The following is a 21,959-nucleotide window of genomic DNA, read 5'->3' as shown; positions in this document are numbered from 1 at the left end:
TCTGGAAACTGAATAATAAAGATCGTTTCTTTCACGTTTGGAGAATGACTGTGGATCTGGTGCAGCTGGAAATCTTCAAGGCCGTTGCCGAGCACGGCAGCATCAGCGCGGCGGCGCAGCAGATTCATCGCGTGCCGTCGAATCTGACGACGCGGATCAAGCAGCTCGAAGAAGACTTGGGCGTCGATCTGTTCATTCGCGAGAAAAGCCGACTGCGCTTGTCGCCGGCCGGTTGGAGTTTTCTCGAATACACCCGGCGCATTCTCGATCTGGTGCAGGAAGCGCGAGCGACGGTGGCGGGGGAGGAACCGCAGGGCGCTTTCCCACTGGGTTCGCTGGAAAGCACGGCGGCAGTGCGTATCCCTGGCCTGCTCGCGGCTTACAACCAGCAGCATCCGAAAGTCGATCTGGATCTGTCGACCGGACCTTCGGGAACGATGATCGACGGCGTGCTTTCCGGCCGCTTGGCGGCGGCATTCGTCGACGGCCCGGTGCTGCATCCGGCGCTGGAAGGTGTGCCGGCTTTCGAAGAGGAAATGGTCATCATCGCGCCGCTGCATCACGCGTCGGTGCAGCGCGCCAGTGACGTCAACGGCGAGAATATCTACGCCTTCCGCTCCAATTGTTCTTACCGCCATCACTTCGAAAAATGGTTCAGCAGCGACGCCGCGGTGCCCGGCAAGATCTTTGAGATGGAGTCCTACCACGGCATGCTCGCCTGCGTCAGCGCCGGTGCCGGTCTGGCACTGATGCCACGCAGCATGCTGCAAAGCATGCCCGGTTGCGCGACGGTCAGCGTCTGGCCGCTGGCGGCGGATTTCCGTTTTCTGACGACCTGGCTGGTGTGGCGCCGGGGCACGGTGTCGCGCAGTCTGAGCAGTTTTGTGCGCTTGCTTGAAGAGCGCGGAGTGGTGCGCGAAAAAGCTGATTGACACTTTGTGTCATGGCTCGGTTAGTATCGCCATATACAAACGTATACAGCGTATGAATCGCGCCATTTGATTTCGGGAATCACTCATGACCAACCACACCGTGCTGCTGTTCTCCTACGGCACGCTTCAAGACACCGCTGTGCAACTCTCGAACTTCGGACGTGAGTTACACGGCCGCTCCGACAGCCTGCCGGGCTATAAGCAGACCATGGTGGAGATCACCGACCCTGCGGTGCTCGCCACCAGCGGCAAAAACCACCACCCGATCGTGCAGGCCAGTGGCGACATCAAGGACGAGATTGCCGGCACGGTGTTCGAGGTCAGCGAACAGGAACTGGCTGCCGCCGATGACTACGAAGTGTCCGACTACAAACGCGTGAGTGTTGTACTGAAGTCCGGCAGCAACGCTTGGGTTTACGTGCAGGCGTGAGGCGCTGTAGTTGTTGCTTCCAGCACAGGTGAATCCACGTATTCAGCCGACGAAGAAAAGGGGCGCCGACATCGCTGTCGGCGCCCCTTTTCTTCGTAGCGGTCAAGCTCAGATCGAACTCAGCGATTGAGGAACGCCAGCAAGTCCTCGTTCAGTTCCTGAGCATGAGTCACGGCAAAACCGTGCGGTGCGCCGGCATAGACTTTCAGCTCGGCGCCCTGGATCTGTTCAGCGGCCAGTTTGCCGGTGGTGGCGAACGGCACGATCTGGTCGCCGTCACCATGGATGACCAGTGTCGGCACGTCGATCTTGGCCATGTCCGGACGGAAGTCGGTTTCCGAGAACGCGGTGACGCAATCTACGGTACCTTTCAGGGAGGCTAGCAGGGCGATGTTCAGGGTCTGGGTCAGCACGCCGTCGGAGACTTTCTGGCCCTGGTTAGTGCCATAGAACGGCGCGTTGAAATCGGCGATGAACTGCGCGCGATCCTTGAGCAGGCCAGCCTTGATCCCGTCGAAAACCGCTTTTGGCACACCTTCGGCGAAATCGGCTTTCTGACCGAACAGCGGCGTTACCGCGCCCAGCAACACCAGCCCGGCAACGCGCTCGCTGCCGTGACGTGCGATATAACGGCTGACATCGCCACCGCCCATGGAGAAACCGACCAGCGTCACATCACGCAGATCCAGATGCTCGATCAACTGCGCGATGTCATCGGCAAAGGTGTCGTAATCGTAACCGGTCCACGGCTGCTCGGAACGCCCGAAGCCGCGACGGTCGAAGGCGATCGTGCGAAAGCCGCGGCTGCTCAAGTATTCCATCTGGTATTCCCACATGTCGGCATCCAGCGGCCAGCCGTGGCTGAACAGGACAGGCTTACCGCTGCCCCAGTCCTTGAAATAGATTTCGGTGCCGTCTTGGGTCTGGAAGGTGCTCATGGAAACTCCTTGGGTTTGCGGTCAGTCGTGTAGACGCGAGTGGATGCCGCGATGGCAGCGTTCACTATCGACGTAATCTGCATCGGCAACTTGTACGCAAGTGCTAATTTTTCATTGTCTGAAGCGAGCGTTGTCGGCTACACGCCATTTCGCGATACGACGTAATTCTTTTCGACAGGCAGGAGAGGAGCTTGGGCGCTTTTATCCAAGTCATCCTGTCCATCTACAAAGGTGATGACACAAAAGTGCCCAGATGCAGAGCAACACGTCAGGGGCCTCTGGTCTCCGGCTTTGAGAGGGTATCGGCTACAGAAAATGCTATAGCGGCCGATGCATGGCGCGAGAGCTACGACATAAGCCTCTCAACTGGATCGAAACCACTATGGGAATATTTAAATGAGGTTCATACATGCGTTTCGCCGGTTAGTCATATGTTTGAGTCTTGTCCTTGGCGCCCTGTCGGTGTTTGTCATGATTTCGCTCGTGTTAGTGTCGTTAGTGATGTTTGTTCTGTTTTTGTTTTGTGAGCCGGATTTTGTAGTTGTTTTCAAGTGGGCGGGCATGCCGTTAGCATGTTTGTTGACGATTCGATGGGTTTATAAAAGCACAACGATGCTTAAGGCGATTTTGAGAGGCGATTTCTAGAGCGCAGGTGTGTGTGAGTAGCATCTAGCCTTTTGTTTAAAGCAGCGATGGTCGAGGGTTTGATTTTTGATTCGAATCTGAGCGCGAATTACGGGCGCAACTAGGGGATTTCGAAATCGACTTCAGGGAGCATGACTAAAGGGGGCTTTAAATGATGAAGGCTACTTCCTATTATTGCTCTCTTCCAGGAAAAAAATGGGCAGATTTATTTTGCGGAAATGGCAAGGTTTCATTGGCGGAGTTAAAGGTGGCGTCCGTGCAGCTTGAAAAAATAATTGAATATTTTTTTACATACGCAAATGAACAGGGAAAGCCCTATAAGGAATTTCCCTTGGGTACCGAAATAGAGGAATTCGGTGCGCCCTTTATTGAGATTTCTGCGTCAGGCAAGCTAGCCCTCGTTGCGAGAGATCGCGGTACGGAGCAGCTTAGGAAAGAAACGATGTCGCCAGAAGTTATGGCCAAGTGGGTATTTGAGCTTTTTAGCTACTAGGCTTCGCCGGCGATGGGCGAAAGACGGAGTGCGCGGTAATGAAATTAAATATCGACTTTCCCGAAAATATGATTACGGATGACTTGCTAAAACAGCAACGAATCCCGTGCTTTTGTAAAGTTTCTACTCAGTTTGAGATCTTCTTTTCGGATACCGTTCCGGAATCATCTGGCGTTGTATCTGACGCCCCTCCTGGGAGTTTCTGGGATGAAGAATAGGCTCCTCACGGATACTGAAATCCGTATTCAATATTGCGAGAGAAGATGGGGACGTGAAAAGAGTCTCGCCGCGCGGCAGATCCGGACCAGCGCATGGAGGTGGTGGGTGTCGTTGTCGATTCAGGCCGGATCGACGTATTGCGGTAGTAAACGTGCCGCACTGATATTGATTGCCGGGAAACAACAAGCATGAGCATGAACAAAGCAGCCTATCCACGTTTGAAAGTGTTTTTGATCTTCCTTTTCTGCCCTGCGGTTCCGGGCTTTATCGCTGGCATCGTCAAGACATTTGCGACGATCGCTCATATCGCCATGAACCCAAGGCTTATAGGTGAGGTCGCGGGCGCCCAATTGATGTTGATGCCATTTCTCGCACCGGTACTCGCCGTTCTGATATTTCTGATCCCGTTTCTGTTTTTCTCGGCGGTGATCGCGTTGACTAAGGTCATGAAGACTCCACGAGCGTGCATGGCGATTGCACTGTCAGGTGCTTCGTTAGCCACATTGTGGGTGATGCCTTTTATCTTGGCGGTGGTACGCGATCACGATGGTGCAGCAGTCTCGGATTATGCCTGGGAAATTGTTGTACTGTTTCTCACATCCATGGCGACCTGTTGGCTTACTGCACGTTTGGCTCTGCCGGAAACGCAAACGCCCCGAACAGATCAGGGCGCTTTGGTTTAACAGGTTCGGTAGCCCTTAGCTGAACGCTGGCACTACATGCTTGATAAACAGCTCTAGCGACTTCTTCTTCTCCGCATGCGACAAGCTGTTATCGCACCAGAAACTAAACTCATCCACCCCCAGTTCCTGGTAGTACTTGATGCGCGGAATGATCTCTTCCGGTGTGCCAATCATCGCCGTTTTATGCAAACTCTCCAGCTCAAACTCCGGCCGGGCAGCAAACTTCTCTTCCGGACTCGGCGCGAGGAAGCCGTTGACCGGCACTTCCTTGTTGCCAAACCACGCATCGAACGTGCGGTAAAACCGTGAGATCGCTTTCGCGCCAACCTTCCAGCCTTCCGGATCATCAACCCCGTGCACATGCGTGTGACGCAGCACCATCAATTGCGGGCGCGGCACATCAGGATTGTTGTCCAGCGCGGTCTGGAATTTGTTTTTCAGGTCGAGGACTTCTTCGTCGCCCTTCATCAATGGCGTAACCATCACGTTGCAGCCGTTGGCCACCGCAAAATTGTGCGAGTCCGGGTCGCGGGCGGCGATCCACATGGGTGGATTGGGCTTCTGGATAGGTTTCGGCACGCTGGTCGACGTCGGGAATTTCCAGATGTCGCCGTCGTGGGCGTAGTCGCCTTGCCACAGGGCGCGCACCACCGGGACCATTTCGCGCAGTGCCTGGCCGCCGCTTGAAGCTGGCATGCCGCCGGCCATGCGGTCGAATTCGACCTGATAGGCGCCACGCGCCAGGCCGACCTCCATCCGGCCGTTGCTGATCACGTCGAGCAACGCGCATTCACCAGCAACCCGCAGCGGATGCCAGAACGGCGCGATGATGGTGCCGGCGCCGAGGCGGATGGTGGTGGTCTTGGCGGCGAGGTACGCCAGCAGCGGCATCGGGCTCGGCGAGATGGTGTACTCCATCGCGTGGTGTTCGCCGATCCACACGGTGCTGAAACCGCCGGCCTCGGCCATCAGGGTCAGTTCGGTCAGGTCTTCGAACAGTTGGCGGTGGCTGACGCTTTCGTCCCAGCGTTCCATGTGTACGAACAGGGAAAATTTCATGACGCTACCTCAAATCTTTTGTTGTTGGCCGGTCGAGTGCGGGCCTGTTGATGTGGCAATCGTCGGGATCAGGCAACGAGGGGCAGGGCGCCCATTTTTCCGTGGCAATACACCAGCGGGCCGTGGCTCTGCTGGGGCACGATCAGATTCTTCACGGCGCCGACCATAATGGCGTGGTCGCCGCCTTCATATTCACGCCACAACTCACACTCGATGATAGCCGTCGCATTGGCGAGGATCGGGTTGCCCAACTCGCTCAACGTCCACTCGATGCCCTGCGCCTTGTCCTTGCCTTTGCGCGCGAAGGCATAGGCTTCGCTTTGCTGACCGCCGGACAGCACGTGGATGGCAAAGCGTTTGTTCTTGATCAGGATCGGGTAGGAGTCGGAGCTGTAGTTGGGGCAGAACAGCACCAGCGCGGGGTCCATCGACAGCGAGCTGAACGCGCTGGCGGTAAGGCCGACGATCTGACCGTCGTCATCCAGGGTGGTGATGACGGTTACGCCGGACGGGAACGAACCCATGACTTGTTTGTAGACGGCAGCATCGATCATTGAGCAATCCTCGAGTGCGGTGAAGCGGGTTTTTATGAGATTTATAGGTCTGATGGTATACCGTAATACATCGATTGCAAGGGCTTTTTCGAGGAAGCGATCAGCGTTGTTTGCGTATCCCGACGGTCACGCAGATTGGCCATTTCGATCCCCTTTTGGCCAACCAACCACTGTGATCGAACCCCGACGTCGGCAAGAATCGAAACCACTGCAACACACTAAAAATATTTGACGCTTGCTCGCTTTGCCCTTGGCTACCGTTATAGCCACTGCCGTGTACAGAACATAAAAACCATCGAACTCACGTAGCATTCGGGGAAACACCATGGTCACGATGAAACGCATTCTGGGCGCCACTGTCTGTGGGCTGACGCTGCTGGCCAGCGCCGTACAGGCCGAACAGCGCGAGCTGCGGGTGTACAACTGGGCTGATTACATTCTGCCGGCGGTGCCCAAGGACTTCGCGGCGAAAAGCGACATCAAAGTGACTTGGGACACCTTCGACACCAACGAATCGCTGGAAGCCAAGCTGCTGACCGGTAACTCCGGCTACGACTTGGTGGTGCCGTCGAACCAGTTCCTCGACACGCAGATCAAGGCCGGCGTGTTCCAGAAACTCGACAAATCCAAACTGCCGAACTGGAGTCACCAGGATCCGGCGCTGCTCAAACTGCTCGACACCAACGACCCCGGCAATCAGTACGGCGTGCCATACATGTACGGTACTGTGCTGATTGGCTTCAACCCGGCCAAGGTCAAGGCTGTGCTGGGCGAGAATGCGCCGGTGGACAGTTGGGATCTGGTGTTCAAACCGGAAAACATGGAGAAGCTCAAATCCTGCGGTGTGGCGATGCTTGATTCGCCGTCGGAAATCCTGCCGCTGGCCCTGCATTATCTGGGACTCGACCCGAACAGCCAGAACCCCGCTGACTACGAGAAGGCCAAAGCGCTGATGCTCAAAGTCCGCCCGTACGTGACGTACTTCAACTCGGCCAAGTACATGACTGACATCGCCAACGGCGATATCTGCGTGGCCATCGGTTACTCCGGCAGCTTCTACCAATTCGCCAACCGCGCCAAAGAGGCGGGCAATGGCGTGGTGGTCGACTGGCGTTTGCCGAAAGAAGGCGCGCCGATCTGGTTCGATACGTTCGCCATTCCCAAGAGCGCGAAGAACGTGACCGAGGCGCATGAATTCCTCAACAACCTGCTCGATCCGAAAGTCATCGCTTCGATCAGTGACTTCCTTGGCTACCCGAACGCGAACAAGGATTCGATGGGTCTGATCAACAAGGAAATCACCGGCAACCCGAACCTGACGCCGACCAGTGAGGCGCTGAAAACCTTGTACGTGGTGCAGCCGCTGCCGCAGAAAATGGAGCGGGTACGGACGCGGGTCTGGACCAGTATCAAGTCCGGGAATTGATCAGTACACCTAGCGGTTTAATGGGGCTGTGTCTGGTCTTTGCGGGTGAGGATCAGGCTCAGCGCCACTGACAACAAAATCACCCCGCCGACCACCGCCAGAGACCATTCCACCGGCATGTGAAACCACGGCATCAGTGTCATTTTCCCGCCAATAAATACCAGCACCAGCGCCAGCCCATATTTGAGCAGGTGAAACCGGTCTGCCATGTCCGCCAGCAGAAAATACAGCGCGCGCAGGCCCATGATCGCGAAGATGTTCGAGGTGAAAACAATGAACGGGTCAGTGGTGACGGCGAAGATCGCCGGGATGCTGTCAACCGCGAACATCAAGTCACTGGCCTCAATCAGCACCAGCACCAGAAACATCGGCGTGGCCCAGCGCACGCCGTTCTGACGCACAAAAAACCGTTCACCATGAAAGCCCTTGGTAATGCGCAGATGCCCACGCACCCAGCGTAATAACGGGTTGTTATCCAGATCCGGTTGCTGGTCAGCGAACACCAGCATCTTGATCCCGGTGATGATCAAAAACGCACCGAACACATACAACAGCCACGCAAACTGCGAGACCAGCCAGACCCCGGCGAAGATCATTGCCGCGCGCATCACGATCGCCCCGAGCACGCCGTACAGCAGCACCCGGCGTTGCAGCTCCGGTGGCACGGCGAAATAGCCGAAGATCATCACGAAGACGAACATGTTGTCGATCGACAGCGATTGCTCGATCAAATAACCGGTGAGGAATTCCAGGGTTTTCTGTTGTGCAATTTCAGGACCGAATTCGCTATTCAGATACCACCAGAGCAACCCGGCGAAGGCCAGCGCAAGTATGCACCATGCGATGACCCAGCTCGACGCTTCGCGCACCGACACGCGGTGGGCTTTGCGCCCGCCGAAGACGAACAAGTCCACGGCGAGCATGGCGAGGATGAAAATGATGAAGGCACACCACATCCATGGTTCGCCGATGTTGATGGGCTGCATGGCGTTCTCCCGGTTTTTGTTTTGGGGTAGACGTGGCCATGCTAGCCGCGAGTTTGCTGCAAGGAAAAATCGTTTATTTTTGCCCGACTCTTCGTAAAAAACGAAGTATCGCCGTCGGGACTTCCTGTAGGTGCTTTACGTTCTCAGCGGTGGTGTACGCGGGGGCACCAGGCGTTTCGAGCCGGTTGCTTCGAACGCCGAAGCCAAACGCAGCAACTCCGAATCATCATAAGCGCGCCCGGCAAACGTCAGCCCGACCGGCATGCCGATATCGGCCATCACGCCCATCGGCACGGTCACGGTTGGCACGCCGAGATGGCGAATCGCGAGGTTGCCGTTGGCCACCCACACGCCATTACTCCAGGCGATGTCCGCCGAGGCCGGATTCACATCGGCATCCGCCGGCCCGACGTCGGCGTTGGTCGGGAACAGCACGGCGTCGAGGCCGAGGCGATCCATCCAGTCTTCGAGGTCGATCTTGCGCGTGTGTTCGAGGCCGCGCAGGCCGTCGGGCAGGGTCGGGATCTGATCCCACGGCGTGATACCGCGCTCGGCCATGCGTACGTACTCGTCCATGCCGGCCGCCAGATCGCCTTCGCGGTTGGGCAGGGTGCCGGGGTCGTGCGGGAAGATTTTCGGCCCGTCGACATCCACCAGACGATTGAGCTTCGGATCACCGTTGGCTTGCAGGAATTCATCGAACGCCCATGCCGACAGATCCCACAATTCATGGTTCATGAACTCTTTGGAGACGATGCCGCGATTGAACACGGTCGGTGCACCGGGACGATCGCCTTCGCAGTTGGAAACCAGCGGGAAATCGACTTCGATGACTTCGGCGCCGGCAGCTTCCAGTGCTGCGCGGGCCTGTTTCCACAGATCGATCACCGAGGCGCGGGTGTTGATGCGCCGCCCGGTCGGGCCACCAATGCCCGGTTCCTCACTAGTGCCAGCCTCGGGGTCAGCGTTGATGTACATGCGCGGCACGCCCAGGCGCTTGCCGGCCAGAGATTCGCTGCTGACCGCCAGCGCGGCGTATGAAGCCGGGCGCACTGACGCAACGCTCGGGATCGGCACCCATGGTTGCAGGCGCCACAGATCGCCACGGGTTTCGGGGTCTTCCGCGACGACCACGTCGAGCACTTCGAGCAGATCGGCCATGGTGCGCGCGTAAGGCACGACCACGTCCATGGTCGGCGTCAGCGGCCAGTTGCCGCGCACCGAGATCACCCCGCGTGACGGCGTGTAGGCGCACAAGCCGTTGTTAGACGCCGGACCGCGACCGCTGGACCAGGTTTCTTCGGCCAGACCAAATGCCGAGAAACTCGCCGCAGTGGCAGTGCCGGCGCCATTCGACGAGCCGGAGGCAAACGGTGCAGTCAGGTAGTCAGCGTTGTACGGGCTCTCGGCCCGGCCATAGATGCCACGCTGCATGCCGCCATTGGCCATCGGCGGCATGTTGGTCTTGCCCAGGCAGATCGCTCCGGCCGCGCGCAGGCGCTCGATGGTGAAGGCATCACGTTGGGCCACAAGATCGACAAATGCCGGGCTTCCAGACGCAGCGGTCAGGCCTTTGACCAGGTAGCTATCCTTGGCGGTGTAGGGAATGCCGTCCAGCGGACCGAGGGTTTTACCTTTGGCGCGACGCGCATCCGAGGCCTGCGCTTCTTGCAGCGCCTGGGGATTGCGCACGACCACCGCATTCAACGCAGTGGCAGTGTCTGCACCGTCGTAGGCGTCGATTCTGGCGAGGTAAGCCTGCACCAGCTCGACCGCCGTGGTCTGGCCGGATTCGAGCGCTGAGCGCAGTTGGGCAATGGAAACTTCAGTGACTTCAATCATGTGATTACCGCCGAAGGGTTCTCAAAGGGTTGATCAATGGCAAACGATGTAAAAAATTATTGATGGTAAGACTCTACCCGGAACTTTGCCGAATGGCATGTGCAAAGTCGATAAATATCGGTAATTTCATCGGAAAAATTCTCCGGGCGTCTCACCGAACTGCTGGCGGAACGCGGCGATGAATGCCGAAGTTGAATCGTAACCGCAGGCCAGAGCCACGTCGGTGACGCGTTCACCTTTTTCCAGTGGCGTCAGTGCGCCGAGCAAACGCAAGCGCTGGCGCCATGCGCGGAAGGTCAGACCGGTGTCACGCAGGAACAACCGGCTGAGGGTTTTCTCTGTCACGTCAAACTTTTGCGCCCAATGGCTGAGCGTGGTCGGTTGTTCCGGATGCTGCTCCAGGCTCTGATAGATCTGCCGCAAACGCGCATCTTGCGGCAGCGGCAACATCAGATCGATCTGCGGAGCGTCGGCCAGTTGATCGAGAATCACCTGCGCCAGACGCCCGTGCGGCCCGTTTTGCTCGTACTCCACCGGCACCTGACTGAAGGCGCGGATCAACTCGCGCAGCAGGTCACTGACCGCGAGCACGTGGCAACGCTCAAGCGCCCAGCCAGACACGCTGCAATCGATGTACAGGCTGCGCATTTCAGTGTGCGGCGAGCTGAACACCCGGTGCGGCATGCCCGCCGGAATCCACACCGCACGCTCCGGCGGCGCGACGAAGCGGCCGGCGGCGGTCTGCACGTCGAGCACACCTTGAATCGCATAAGACAACTGCACCCACGGATGACTATGACGGCGGGTGAGGGCGCGATTGGGCAGTGACTCAGTGCGCCCATACAGCGGACGCGGCAGGCTCGACAGCCCGGGAATGCTGCGTCTGACGCTTTTGTCGTGTCCTTTAGGCGGCATCTACGGGCTCTTCGGCGTTAGTCGGTAATTCTCAAGCACGTTAGAGTCGCTTTCACGTACTGGCAACCCCCGGATGAGCAAACCATGACCCGCCCCCGATTCCTGCCCGACAACTTCACCCTGACCCTGATCGGCGTGGTGCTGCTGGCCAGCTTCCTGCCGGCCAGCGGCCAGGTCGCGGTCGGCTTCGGCTGGCTGACCAACCTCGCCATCGCGCTATTGTTTTTCCTGCACGGCGCGAAGCTGTCGCGCGAATCGATCATCGCCGGCGCCGGTCACTGGCGTCTGCATTTGCTGGTGTTCAGCCTGACCTTTGTCCTGTTCCCATTGCTGGGGCTGGCGCTCAAACCACTGCTCGCGCCGATGGTCGGCGACAACCTGTATTTGGGCATGCTTTATCTGTGCGCGCTGCCGGCCACGGTGCAATCGGCTATCGCGTTCACTTCGCTGGCGCGCGGCAATATTCCGGCGGCGATTTGCAGTGCGGCGGCATCGAGTCTGTTCGGGATCTTCCTCACGCCGCTGCTGGTGACCTTGCTGCTGGACGTACACGGTGACGGCGGCTCGACCCTCGATGCGATCCTCAAAATAAGCATGCAATTGCTGCTGCCATTTATCGCCGGCCAGATCGCCCGGCGCTGGATCGGTGCGTGGGTCGGGCGCAACAAGAACTGGCTGAAATTCATTGATCAGGGTTCGATTCTGCTGGTGGTGTACGGCGCGTTCAGCGAAGCAGTGAACGAGGGTATCTGGCATCAGATCCCTGTCTTGGAACTGCTCGGGCTGGTGGTCGCGTGCTGCATTTTGCTGGCACTGGTGTTGCTGGCGGCGACTGTGCTGGGCAAGGCATTCGGGTTCAGTCTGGAAGACCGCATCACGATTCTGTTCTGTGGCTCGAAAAAGAGCCTGGCGACCGGGGTGCCAATGGCTCAGGTATTGTTCGGCGGCGCGACCATTGGCGTGCTGATTCTGCCGCTGATGCTGTTCCATCAGATTCAATTGATGGTCTGTGCGGTGTTGGCGCAGCGTTATGCGCGACGGCAGGAGTCGGTGCCGGAACTGATGGCTCAGGTCGATCCTTGATTTAGCCCCGGCTAAACGTTGTAGCCTGGCCAGCGCGTTTGCAAACGCTCAATCAAGTAATCGATGAACGCCCGGGCCTTGGGCGTCATCGCCTCGCGATCCTGCACGCAGGCATAGATATCGAGCGGCTCGGCATGGGCGTAGGTTGACGCGTCGCGCTGCTCGAACAGTGCGACGAGTTGGCCGCTTTCGATATAGGGCGCCGCCACGAATTCAGCCAGCCGTGTGATGCCTGCGCCATGAATCGCCATCTGCGCCAGTGCATCGATGTCGTCACTGATTGCGGTCGCGTTGATCGGAGCATCGAAGCGCTGTCCGTCGCGGACAAATCCCCAGCGTAGAAAACGTCCGTCCAGCGGGTAGCGGAACGCGAGGCAGGCGTGCGTTTGAAGGTCTTCAGGTATCTGCGGCCGGCCTGCGCGTTGCAGGTAGGCAGGCGCCGCACAGACGATGAACGGCACCGAGGCGACCTGGCGCGCGACGATGGCGTCCTCGAGTTGCGGCTTGATCCGCAGGCTCAAATCAATGCCGTCCTGAATGTGGTTGATTTTGCGGTCGGTAGTTGAAAGCTCCAGCATCACTTGCGGATGCTTTTCAGCGAACCCCGCAATCACCGACGCCAATACATGCCGACCGAATGCCGAAGTCGAGGCGATACAAAGACGTCCCTGAAGTTGCGCTTGCGTGCTGCTGAGTGCGCTTTGCGCCGTTTCCAGATCGTGGGCAATGCGTCTGACTTTCTCGTAGTACAGCGTGCCGTTTTCGGTCAGCGCCATGCTGCGGGTAGTGCGTTGCAGCAACCGCGTGTTGAGGTGGGTTTCGAGGCGGGTGATGGTCTGGCTGACGGCCGCAGCGCTGACGCCGAGCTGTTTCGCGGCGCCGACGATGGAGCCTGCTTCGACTACTTTGATGAAACTTTCGATTGCTCCAAGCAGGTTCATTGCGCTTCCGGCAGGCAGAGATTCGTAAGAGTCTGTTTATAAAGCACTCACGAACAAGCGTCTAGTTGTCGGTTTTCGAGATTGTTAAGGTGCCTGGCACTTATCAATACAAGACCATCAGGGCCTGACATGAATTCGACTGATACCTCGAAACCCGCACTCCTTCTTCAACGCAAGCTTTCGTCCCGCGCGACGCCTTACGTGTTTGCGCTGTATATGGCGACGATCATGGCGTTCCTGATGTCGCTGGTGATTACCGCGGCCAACTCCGGAATCGAGGGCGATTACCTGGGTAATGCGCTGCACGCGTACAAGCTCGCCATGCCCGTGGCATTTCTGTGCATTCTCGTGGTTCGGCCGATCGTGGTGAAGCTGGTTGCGCTGACTGTGCATCCTCATCGTTGAGGGCAGTTGCGATAGTCGGTTCACTTCCTTGGCCGTCAGCGCTAGAAGGAAATCAGTCTAAAAACGCGCAGGCGAATCTCGGGGCTTTTACTAAGCTCAATGATGTAGGCGAAGACGCAGACTGATGCGCAAGCGGATAGCGAGGGCGCGTGGGGCGCGCTCCGAAGGGTACACGGTTAGAAAGATCTCCGCGCTGAGATCCAGCCCTTATGCCGTGTGAAGCAGCAGAGCCCGGATGTAAGCAAAATTGATTGATTGGTGCCTGTTGTGGGAGTCCCGATAAACCTCGTAAGCCAGAGACCAGCACTGGCCGCCTACTCAAACACCAAAGCCCGCATTTGCGGGCTTTGACGTTTTTGCAGGTTTAGATTGTCGCCAGCGCCTGGGCCAGATCGGCGCGCAGATCTTCGACGTCTTCCACGCCCACCGACAGACGCACCAGACCATCACCGATGCCGAGCTTGGCACGGGTTTCGGCCGGAATGGTCGCGTGGGTCATGATCGCCGGATGCTCGATCAGGCTCTCCACGCCGCCGAGACTTTCGGCCAAGGCAAAGATCTGCACGTTCTCCAGGAAGCGTCGCGCACCGGCCAGATCACTGTTCAGATCGAGGGAAATCATCCCGCCGAAACCACGCATCTGACGCTTGGCCAATGCATGCTGTGGATGCGATTCCAGCCCCGGATAGTAAACACGCTTGACCTGCGGTTGCTGCTCCAGCCAGCGCGCCAGATCCAGTGCGTTGCTGCAATGACGCTCCATGCGCAGTGCCAGCGTTTTCACGCCGCGCAAGGTCAGGAACGCGTCGAACGGGCCGGCGATTGCACCAACGGCGTTCTGCAAGAAGCCCAGACGCTCGGCCAGTTCGGGATTGTCACCAACTACCGCGATGCCGCCGATCACGTCGGAGTGACCGTTCAAATATTTGGTGGTCGAGTGCAGCACGATGTCGAAGCCCAGTTCCAGCGGACGCTGAATCCATGGGCTGGCGAAGGTGTTGTCGGCCACGCAGATGATCCCGCGAGCGCGGCAGATGCGGGCGATGGCGGCGAGATCGGACAGGCTCAGCAACGGGTTGGTCGGGGTCTCGACCATGACCATGCGCGTGTCGTCCTTCAGCGAGGCTTCGAAGGCCGACAGGTCAGCCAGATCGACAAAGCTGAAACGGTGCCCGGCGCTGCGCTGACGGACCTTGTCGAACAGGCGGAAAGTGCCGCCGTACAAGTCATTGCCGGAAACGATGTGCGAACCGGCATCGAGCAATTCGAGCACGGTAGAAATCGTCGCCAACCCGGAAGCGAACGCGAACGCCTGAGTGCCGCCCTCCAGATCCGCCACGCAACGCTCCAGCGCAAAACGCGTCGGATTGTGCGAGCGACCGTAGTCAAAACCTTTGTGCACGCCAGGACTGTCTTGCAGATACGTCGAGTTGGCGTAGATCGGCGGCATCAGCGCGCCAGTGGTCGGATCAGGAGTTTGCCCGGCGTGAATCACGCGGGTGGCGAAACCCTGCGCCGGGGCGTTCTTGTCGTGCTGACTCATGCGAGGGATCTCCGTAATTGGTTGAGCATGTCGACGTGGGTGATCAGGCCATGGAAGCCCGATTTATCGGCAATGATTGCCACCAGACCGCGGCTGAGCACAGCTTTGAGCTCGGCCAGCGAGGCGTCCGGGGCGAGGGTTTGCAATTTTTCGGTCATGGCGCTGGAGACGGTCTGGCTGAAACGCTCAGCGTCTTCGTGCACGCGCAGGAGGATGTCCGACTCGTCGATCACGCCGACCAATTGTTTGCCATCGACCAGCACTGGCAGTTGCGAGACATCGGCCAGGCGCATGCGCTGGAACGCGGTCAGCAGTGTGTCGTCGGGGCCGACGCTGACCACTTTGCCGTCTTCGAAACGGCGCGCGATCAGGTCGCGCAGGTCGCCGTAGCCCTTGCGTTGCAGCAGGCCTTGATCGGTCATCCACTGGTCGTTGTAGACCTTCGACAGGTAGCGCGTACCGGTGTCGCAGACAAAACTCACCACGCGTTTCGGCACGGTCTGCTCGCGGCAATAACGTAGCGCAGCGGCGAACAGCGTGCCGGTCGACGAACCGCCGAGAATGCCTTCGGCGCGGAGCAATTGGCGGGCGTGATCGAAGCTCTCTTCGTCGCTGATCGAATAGGCGTGGCGCACGCTCGACAGGTCGGCAATCGATGGAATGAAATCTTCGCCAATACCTTCTACGGCCCACGAACCGGCAGTGCCGATGTCGCCGCTGCGGCTGTATTCAGCCATCACCGAACCGACCGGGTCAGCCAGGACCATTTCCAGATCCGGTTGTACGCGCTGGAAGAAGCGGGTCAGCCCGGTCAGCGTGCCGGCAGAGCCGACGCCAACGACGATGGCGTCCAGATCGTGTTCAGTCTGCGCCCAGATTTCCGGCGCGGTGCTGCATTCGTGGGCCAGCGGGTTGGCCGGGTTGTTGAACTGGTCGGCGAAAAACGCGCCGGGAATGTCCTTGGCCAGACGCGCGGCGACATCCTGGTAATACTCGGGATGACCCTTGCCGACGTCCGAGCGAGTGATGTGCACTTCGGCGCCCATCGCCTTGAGGTGCAAGACCTTTTCGGTAGACATTTTGTCCGGCACAACAAGCACTACACGGTAGCCTTTGGCGCGACCGACCAAAGCCAGGCCCAGACCGGTGTTGCCGGCGGTGGCTTCGACGATGGTGCCGCCGGGAGTCAGGCGACCATCGCGTTCAGCGGCGTCGATCATTGCCAGACCGATACGGTCCTTGATCGAACCGCCGGGGTTTTGCGATTCGAGTTTCAGGAACAGCGTGCACAGGCCGGTATCAAACCGGGTCACGCGAACCAACGGGGTATTGCCTATCAGCCCAAGTACGGCAGGGCGTGAATCCTTCGACATCTTTGTCACCTCATTGTGTGTGGTGATTTATCGCGTTCCGATCGCGGAAAAATCTCGCGAGCAACATAAGCCCGCCTGTCACCCGCCGCAACCGAAGTCGCGCCGTATATCCGGCTATTTCGTTCTAACCATAGAACTGAAAACGTCCGCGCGGCGGCGGATTTGCAATCTTTCGTCAACCTTGGCTAATATACGATCCATATACATTTCATATCGAGTAACACTTGTGGGCATCGTAAAAATTTCCGAGGAGATGCACGAAAATCTGCGCATCTCCAGCAACGCGCTCAGCCGCTCGATCAACGCGCAGGCCGAGCACTGGATGCGCATCGGCATGCTCGCCGAGCTGCACCCGAATCTGGATCACCACGCGATCTGCCGTTTGCTGATTCGTGCGGAACAGGCCGGCGGACTCGATCTGCAACAACTGTGTGCGCTGGCGGATGCTGCGCAGGAAATCTCGCTTCAGGAAGGCGCCAAGGCATGAAAAACCCGATCAAAATCAACACCCCGGCCGACATCGCGCAATCGCGCGCAGCCGGCAAACTGGCGGCCGAAGTGCTGGCGATGCTGGTGCCGCACGTCAAGGCTGGCGTGACGACCGATCATCTCGATCAACTGTGCAACGACTACATCGTCAATGTGCAAAAAGCGGTGCCGGCCAACGTCGGTTATCACGGCTTCCCGAAAACTGTCTGCGCCTCGGTCAACGAGGTGGTGTGTCACGGGATTCCATCGGGCCGGGTGTTGAAGGATGGCGACATCGTCAACCTCGACATCGCGGTGATCAAGGACGGCTGGTTCGGCGATACCAGTCGCATGTACGTGGTGGGCGAGGCCACGCCTGAAGCGCAGCATCTGATCAAAACCACTTACGAAGCGATGTGCGCCGGTATTCGTGTGGTACGTCCGGGCGCGACCTTGGGCGACATCGGTCATGCGATCCAGAGCCTGGCGGAGAAGGAAGGTTTCAGTGTGGTGCGCGAGTATTGCGGGCACGGGATCGGCAAGGTTTATCACGACGAGCCGCAGGTGCTGCATTACGGGTTTCCGGATCAGGGTCTGAAGCTCAAGGCGGGGATGATTTTCACCATTGAGCCGATGCTCAATGCCGGCAAGCGGCATGTGAAAAGTCTGGCCGATGGCTGGACGGTGGTGACCAAGGATATGTCGCTGTCGGCGCAGTGGGAGCACATGGTGGCGGTGACGGAGGATGGGTTTGAAGTGTTGACGGTTTGGCCGGATGAGATTGAGGGGTATGTGGCGATCAGGTGATACCGAGTCGCCTGCTTCCCCTAACCCTCTCCCGGGGGAGAGGGGACCGATTGGGGAATATTCGAGAACTACGCCGACCTGAAAGCTTCGTAGTGAATCCATATTCGCCGCAGATCCTTCAGGTCGATGTCTGACGCAAGACACCGCGGTCAGTCCCCTCTCCCTCCGGGAGAGGGCTAGGGTGAGGGGATCAGTGCGCACCCGCAGCTTTGTTCAGATCGCTTTCGGCCCACTCCGTGTACACGCAAGCATCCGCCGTCGCCCACCGCACCTGCACCGCATCCCCAGCCTGCAACGGCATCCCCGCCGCCGACAGCGCTTTTACGGTCATCGAAGTCCCCCCCGAAGTCACTACACTGCACGTCTGGCTCTCACCCAGAAACAGCACCTCGACCACCTTGGCCGACACCTCATTCCAGCCCGCCGCCAACGGCTGATTGATCGCCTGCTGCACGCTCAACGCGACTGCTTTTTCCGGGCGCACCATCAGCAACACATCCTGATCAGTGCGCAAACCAGCGGTGAGGCGGATCGACAACGACTGGCCCTCGAAATCCGCCGCCGCATTGCCCTGCGCTTTGAGCTTGAGGAAGTTCGAGTTGCCCAGAAACGAGGCTACGAACGCATTCGGCGGATTCTGGTACAGGTCATAACCGCTGCCCAAACCGACAATCTTGCCGTGACTGAAAATCGCGATGCGCTGGGATAAACGCATGGCTTCTTCCTGGTCGTGGGTCACGTAAACGATGGTGATGCCCAGACGCCGATGCAACTGACGCAGTTCATCCTGCAAGTCTTCACGCAGCTTCTTGTCCAGCGCCCCGAGCGGTTCGTCCATCAGCAGAATGCGTGGTTCGTAGACCAACGCGCGGGCGATGGCCACCCGTTGCTGCTGGCCGCCCGACAGTTGCGAAGGGCGGCGATGGGCGAATTGTTCGAGCTGCACCAGTTTCAGCATGGCGTCGACACGCTTCTCGCGTTCAGCAGTGGCGAGTTTGCGGATCGCCAGCGGGAACGCGATGTTGTCGCGCACCGACAGATGCGGGAACAGCGAGTAGCGCTGGAATACCATGCCGATGTCGCGTTTGTGCGGCGGCACATTCACCAGCGACTGGCCGTTGACCAGGATCTCGCCGCTGCTCGGCGTTTCGAAGCCGGCGAGCATCGACAGCGTGGTGCTTTTGCCCGAGCCGCTGGAGCCGAGGAAGGTCAGAAACTCACCGTCCTTGATGTCCAGCGAGATGTCGTCCACGGCAGCAAAGTCGCCGTAGTGCTTGTTCAGATTGCGCAGGCTGACGAGGGGTTGGTCGTTCTGCTGGGATGGGTCTTTGATCACGGCACTCATGTCGTACTCCTCAGGCCTCAGGCGCTGGTTTCGTTGCGCCGGCGCAGGGCGGCGGCGATCACCATCACCAGCACTGACAGCGCGATCAGCAGCGTCGAAGCGACGGCGATCACGGGAGTCAAATCCTGGCGCAGGGTGGTCCACATTTTCACGGGAAGGGTTTGCAGGGTCGGGCTGGCCATCATCACGCTGAGCACCACTTCATCCCACGAAATCAGGAAAGCGAAGAGGGCGCCGGCGACCATGCCCGGACGAATCGCCGGGAACGTCACCTTGAACACCGCTTGCAGGCGTGACGCGCCGCAGATCACCGCCGCGTCTTCAATCGACTGATCGAACAGCTTCAGCGAGTTGATGATCGAGATGATGGTGAACGGCAGCGCGACGATCACATGGCTGACGACGAAGGCGAACATGGTCCCGGTGTAACCGAGCTTGAGGAACAGCGCGTAGACCGCCACTGCAATGATCACCAACGGCACGATCATCGGCAAAGTGAACAGGCCGTAGAGCATTTCCCGACCGGGAAAACGCCCGCGCACCAACGCAAATGCCGTCGGCAAGCCAAGGGCCACCGCGAAAATCGTCGTCAGCACTGCGACCTTGAGGCTGGCCAGTGCTGCGCTCATCCAGTCGGGATTAGAGAAGAACTGGCCGTACCATTTCAGCGTCCAGCCCGGCGGCGGAAACACCAGCCACTGCGACGAGCCGAATGACAGCAGCACGATGAACACGATCGGCAACAGCAGGAACACGCCGATCAGGCCGGTGGTGGCGTAGAGGCCGAAGCGCATTCGGCGGCTCATGGCATTGGGAGTCAGGAGCATCTCGGCTTACCTCGCGTTGCTGGCGCCAACCGGGGATTCCGGTTGCAGCTTCAGGTAGAAGTAGAACAGCACCAAAGTGATCGCGATCAGCAACGCGGCGCCGGCACTCGCCAGACCCCAGTTGAGGAACGATTGCACCTGCTGAATGATGAACTCCGGCAGCATCATGTTCTGCGCACCACCGAGCAGCGCCGGGGTGACGTAGTACCCGAGCGACATCACGAACACCATCAGACCGCCGGACGCCAGCCCCGGCCGACACAACGGCAGGAACACCCGGAAGAAGTTGGTCCACGGACTCGCGCCGCAGATCGAACCGGCTTGCAGAATCATCGGGTCGATGGCCTGCATGGTCGCCTGCAACGGCAGCACGATGAACGGAATCATGATGTAGCTCATGCCGATCACCACGCCGGTCAGGTTGTGCACCATTTCCAGCGGCTGATCGATGATGCCCATCGCCATCAAAGCCTTGTTGATCACGCCCGACGCCTGCAGCAGCACCAGCCATGAATAGGTGCGGGCGAGCAGGCTGGTCCACATCGACAGCAGCACAATGTTGAGGATCCAGCGACCCCAGCCGCGCGGCACCAGGGTGATTGCCCAGGCCAACGGGAAGCCCAGCAACAGGCTGAACAGCGTCACCAGGCCCGCCACCGAAAAGGTGTTGAGCAGCACTCGCGCATACGCCGAGTTGGCGAACAGTTGTTCATAGTTGCCAAGGCCAGGCACAGGTTCGAGCACGCCGCGCAACAGCAAGCCAATCAACGGCGCGAGGAAGAACAGGCCGAGGAACAGCAGCGCTGGCAGCAGATTTCCTGCGCCGCGCCAGCGTTGTCTGAGGGATGGGGCTTGCGCCATTGCACTCGCCTTGCCTGAAGCCGGACCGGCAGCGCTCGCGGCGCTCCCGGTGGCAGTGGAGGGACGGGACGCCGTGGCCGTCATTTTCATTTGACCAGCCATTCGTTCCACCGTGTCGCGATGGCCGGACCGTTCTTGGCCCAGTACGCGAAATCAAGAGTGATCTGATCCTTAGCGTAGGCAGTCGGCAGGTTGCGGGCCAGCGTCGAGTCCAGACGCGCCACGCTGTCGAGGTTGACCGGGGCGTAAGCGGTCAGGTTGGAGAAGTCGGCCTGGCCTTTGGCACTGCTGGCGTTGGCCAGAAACTTCATCGCCGCGTCCTTGTTTTTCGAACCCTTTGGAATCACCAGAATGTCGGCCATGACCAGGTTCTGTTTCCAGCTCACGCCGACCGGTGCGCCGTCTTCCTGCAATGCGTGGACGCGGCCGTTCCAGAACTGACCCATGCTCGCTTCACCGCTGGCCAGCAACTGCTGCGACTGCGCGCCGCCGCCCCACCAGACGATGTCTTTCTTGATGGTGTCGAGTTTCTTGAAGGCGCGATCCAGGTCCAGCGGGTAGAGCTTGTCCGCTGCTACACCGTCAGCGAGCAGGGCCAGTTCCAGTACGCCGGGGCTAGGCCATTTGTACAGCGCGCGTTTGCCGGGAAAGGTTTTGGTGTCGAACAGGGCGCTCCAGTCCTGCGGCTTGTTGGCACCGAGTTTGCCCTCGTTGTAGCCGAGGACGAAGGAGAAGAAGAACGAGCCGACGCCGTGATCGCTGACGAAACGCGGGTCGATCTTGTCGCGCTGGATGACGTTGAAGTCGAGAGGTTCGAGCAGGCCTTCAGCGGCGGCACGCAGGGCGAAATCGGCTTCGACATCGACCACGTCCCACTGCACGTTGCCGCTTTCGACCATGGCCTTGAGTTTGCCGTAGTCGGTCGGGCCGTCCTGCACGACGGTGATGCCGCTGGCCTTGCTGAACGGATCGGCCCAGGCCTGTTTCTGCGCATCCTGGGTGCTACCGCCCCAGCTGACAAAATTCACGCTCTCGGCGGCCATCGCGGCCTGGCCGGTCACGCTCAGCAGTCCCGCGAAAAAGATCGCGGTTGCAGCTTTGTTCAACACCATGTTCACGCCCTCATTGTTGTGTTTTTGAGCGGGCTTGCGTTGTTGCCCGCCTGTCGGGAGCAGTAGATGGGC

Annotated in this window: 22 protein-coding genes; 9 read left to right on the top strand and 13 right to left on the bottom strand. The window is 59.0% G+C overall.

What is annotated here, in order from left to right:
- Positions 1–50 precede the first annotated feature (50 nt).
- Together ptrR and ACP7EE_RS19735 are read left to right on the top strand one after the other, a co-directional pair.
- Positions 51–932, top strand: a complete 882-nt coding sequence (ptrR, locus tag ACP7EE_RS19740; protein ID WP_426236162.1) for a putrescine utilization regulator PtrR — start codon at positions 51–53, stop codon at positions 930–932.
- 85 nt (positions 933–1,017) lie between these two features.
- A complete protein-coding gene (locus ACP7EE_RS19735; RefSeq protein ID WP_426236078.1) occupies positions 1,018–1,362 on the top strand; it encodes a gamma-glutamylcyclotransferase family protein in 345 nt (114 codons plus the stop codon).
- A 119-nt stretch (positions 1,363–1,481) separates the two neighbouring features.
- On the opposite strand, the gene ACP7EE_RS19730 is transcribed toward ACP7EE_RS19735, so the two are convergent.
- The gene (locus tag ACP7EE_RS19730; protein ID WP_426204249.1) at positions 1,482–2,300 is read right to left on the bottom strand and encodes an alpha/beta fold hydrolase; all 819 of its coding nucleotides are present in this window, start codon (positions 2,298–2,300) and stop codon (positions 1,482–1,484) included.
- Between the two features lie 796 nt (positions 2,301–3,096).
- Here ACP7EE_RS19730 and ACP7EE_RS19725 point away from each other — a divergent pair.
- Positions 3,097–3,438, top strand: a complete 342-nt coding sequence (locus ACP7EE_RS19725; RefSeq protein WP_426236076.1) for a hypothetical protein — start codon at positions 3,097–3,099, stop codon at positions 3,436–3,438.
- A 407-nt stretch (positions 3,439–3,845) separates the two neighbouring features.
- A complete protein-coding gene (locus ACP7EE_RS19720; protein WP_426236074.1) occupies positions 3,846–4,340 on the top strand; it encodes a hypothetical protein in 495 nt (164 codons plus the stop codon).
- A 15-nt stretch (positions 4,341–4,355) separates the two neighbouring features.
- Here ACP7EE_RS19720 and ACP7EE_RS19715 read toward each other — a convergent pair whose 3' ends face one another.
- Both ACP7EE_RS19715 and ACP7EE_RS19710 read right to left on the bottom strand, forming a co-directional pair.
- Entirely contained in the window at positions 4,356–5,399 is a 1,044-nt protein-coding gene (locus ACP7EE_RS19715) for an LLM class flavin-dependent oxidoreductase (RefSeq protein ID WP_426236072.1), read from the bottom strand.
- Positions 5,400–5,467: 68 nt separating this feature from the next.
- Positions 5,468–5,953 carry a flavin reductase family protein gene (locus ACP7EE_RS19710; protein ID WP_426236070.1) on the bottom strand — a complete coding sequence of 162 codons (486 nt, stop codon included), beginning with the start codon at positions 5,951–5,953 and terminating at the stop codon, positions 5,468–5,470.
- A gap of 325 nt (positions 5,954–6,278) precedes the next feature.
- On the opposite strand from ACP7EE_RS19710, the gene ACP7EE_RS19705 reads away from it, so the two are divergent.
- Positions 6,279–7,379, top strand: coding sequence for a polyamine ABC transporter substrate-binding protein (locus ACP7EE_RS19705; protein WP_426204234.1), 1,101 nt, complete (start codon positions 6,279–6,281; stop codon positions 7,377–7,379).
- Positions 7,380–7,396: 17 nt separating this feature from the next.
- Here the strand turns inward: ACP7EE_RS19705 and ACP7EE_RS19700 are convergent, their stop codons facing one another.
- The 3 genes from ACP7EE_RS19700 to ACP7EE_RS19690 form a co-directional block, all read right to left on the bottom strand.
- Positions 7,397–8,365: a TerC family protein gene (locus ACP7EE_RS19700; protein ID WP_426236067.1), complete on the bottom strand. Its 969-nt coding sequence runs from the start codon at positions 8,363–8,365 to the stop codon at positions 7,397–7,399.
- 135 nt (positions 8,366–8,500) lie between these two features.
- Positions 8,501–10,207 (bottom strand): amidase, encoded by a 1,707-nt coding sequence (locus tag ACP7EE_RS19695; RefSeq protein ID WP_426236065.1) that lies wholly within the window; start codon positions 10,205–10,207, stop codon positions 8,501–8,503.
- 126 nt (positions 10,208–10,333) lie between these two features.
- Positions 10,334–11,122, bottom strand: coding sequence for an AraC family transcriptional regulator (locus tag ACP7EE_RS19690; protein WP_426236063.1), 789 nt, complete (start codon positions 11,120–11,122; stop codon positions 10,334–10,336).
- Positions 11,123–11,206: 84 nt separating this feature from the next.
- Between ACP7EE_RS19690 and ACP7EE_RS19685 the strand changes: the two genes are divergently transcribed.
- Positions 11,207–12,205, top strand: coding sequence for a bile acid:sodium symporter family protein (locus tag ACP7EE_RS19685; protein WP_426236061.1), 999 nt, complete (start codon positions 11,207–11,209; stop codon positions 12,203–12,205).
- 11 nt (positions 12,206–12,216) lie between these two features.
- Here ACP7EE_RS19685 and ACP7EE_RS19680 read toward each other — a convergent pair whose 3' ends face one another.
- Complete coding sequence (locus ACP7EE_RS19680; RefSeq protein ID WP_426236059.1) at positions 12,217–13,146, bottom strand: LysR family transcriptional regulator; 930 nt, start codon at positions 13,144–13,146, stop codon at positions 12,217–12,219.
- Between the two features lie 129 nt (positions 13,147–13,275).
- On the opposite strand from ACP7EE_RS19680, the gene ACP7EE_RS19675 reads away from it, so the two are divergent.
- Positions 13,276–13,551, top strand: coding sequence for a DUF2798 domain-containing protein (locus ACP7EE_RS19675; RefSeq protein ID WP_426236057.1), 276 nt, complete (start codon positions 13,276–13,278; stop codon positions 13,549–13,551).
- 364 nt (positions 13,552–13,915) lie between these two features.
- Here ACP7EE_RS19675 and ACP7EE_RS19670 read toward each other — a convergent pair whose 3' ends face one another.
- Together ACP7EE_RS19670 and ACP7EE_RS19665 are read right to left on the bottom strand one after the other, a co-directional pair.
- The gene (locus ACP7EE_RS19670) at positions 13,916–15,094 is read right to left on the bottom strand and encodes a cystathionine gamma-synthase (protein ID WP_426236055.1); all 1,179 of its coding nucleotides are present in this window, start codon (positions 15,092–15,094) and stop codon (positions 13,916–13,918) included.
- Positions 15,091–16,467 (bottom strand): pyridoxal-phosphate dependent enzyme, encoded by a 1,377-nt coding sequence (locus tag ACP7EE_RS19665; RefSeq protein ID WP_426236053.1) that lies wholly within the window; start codon positions 16,465–16,467, stop codon positions 15,091–15,093. The genes ACP7EE_RS19670 and ACP7EE_RS19665 overlap by 4 nt, the downstream gene beginning before the upstream one ends.
- Positions 16,468–16,693: 226 nt before the next feature.
- Here ACP7EE_RS19665 and ACP7EE_RS19660 point away from each other — a divergent pair, with 226 nt between their 5' ends.
- Together ACP7EE_RS19660 and map are read left to right on the top strand one after the other, a co-directional pair.
- Positions 16,694–16,954, top strand: coding sequence for a ParD-like family protein (locus ACP7EE_RS19660; RefSeq protein ID WP_420649700.1), 261 nt, complete (start codon positions 16,694–16,696; stop codon positions 16,952–16,954).
- Positions 16,951–17,742 (top strand): type I methionyl aminopeptidase, encoded by a 792-nt coding sequence (gene map, locus ACP7EE_RS19655; RefSeq protein WP_426236051.1) that lies wholly within the window; start codon positions 16,951–16,953, stop codon positions 17,740–17,742. Before ACP7EE_RS19660 ends, map begins: the two co-directional genes overlap by 4 nt.
- Positions 17,743–17,932: 190 nt before the next feature.
- Here the strand turns inward: map and ACP7EE_RS19650 are convergent, their stop codons facing one another.
- The 4 genes from ACP7EE_RS19650 to ACP7EE_RS19635 are packed head-to-tail and all read right to left on the bottom strand — an operon-like array spanning position 17,933 to position 21,887.
- Positions 17,933–19,087 carry an ABC transporter ATP-binding protein gene (locus ACP7EE_RS19650; protein ID WP_426236049.1) on the bottom strand — a complete coding sequence of 385 codons (1,155 nt, stop codon included), beginning with the start codon at positions 19,085–19,087 and terminating at the stop codon, positions 17,933–17,935.
- Positions 19,088–19,104: 17 nt separating this feature from the next.
- A complete protein-coding gene (locus ACP7EE_RS19645) occupies positions 19,105–19,914 on the bottom strand; it encodes an ABC transporter permease (RefSeq protein ID WP_426236047.1) in 810 nt (269 codons plus the stop codon).
- A gap of 6 nt (positions 19,915–19,920) precedes the next feature.
- On the bottom strand, positions 19,921–20,865 hold the full coding sequence (locus ACP7EE_RS19640; protein ID WP_426236160.1) for an ABC transporter permease: 945 nt from the start codon (positions 20,863–20,865) through the stop codon (positions 19,921–19,923).
- On the bottom strand, positions 20,862–21,887 hold the full coding sequence (locus tag ACP7EE_RS19635; RefSeq protein ID WP_426236045.1) for an ABC transporter substrate-binding protein: 1,026 nt from the start codon (positions 21,885–21,887) through the stop codon (positions 20,862–20,864). Before ACP7EE_RS19635 ends, ACP7EE_RS19640 begins: the two co-directional genes overlap by 4 nt.
- Positions 21,888–21,959: the final 72 nt, after the last annotated feature.

Origin of the sequence: Pseudomonas sp. TWP3-2, assembly GCF_049897765.1 — a bacterium.
Lineage (GTDB): Bacteria > Pseudomonadota > Gammaproteobacteria > Pseudomonadales > Pseudomonadaceae > Aquipseudomonas.
The sequence above is the reverse complement of the archived record's forward strand: the minus strand, read 5'-3'. Positions and strand labels throughout refer to the sequence as shown.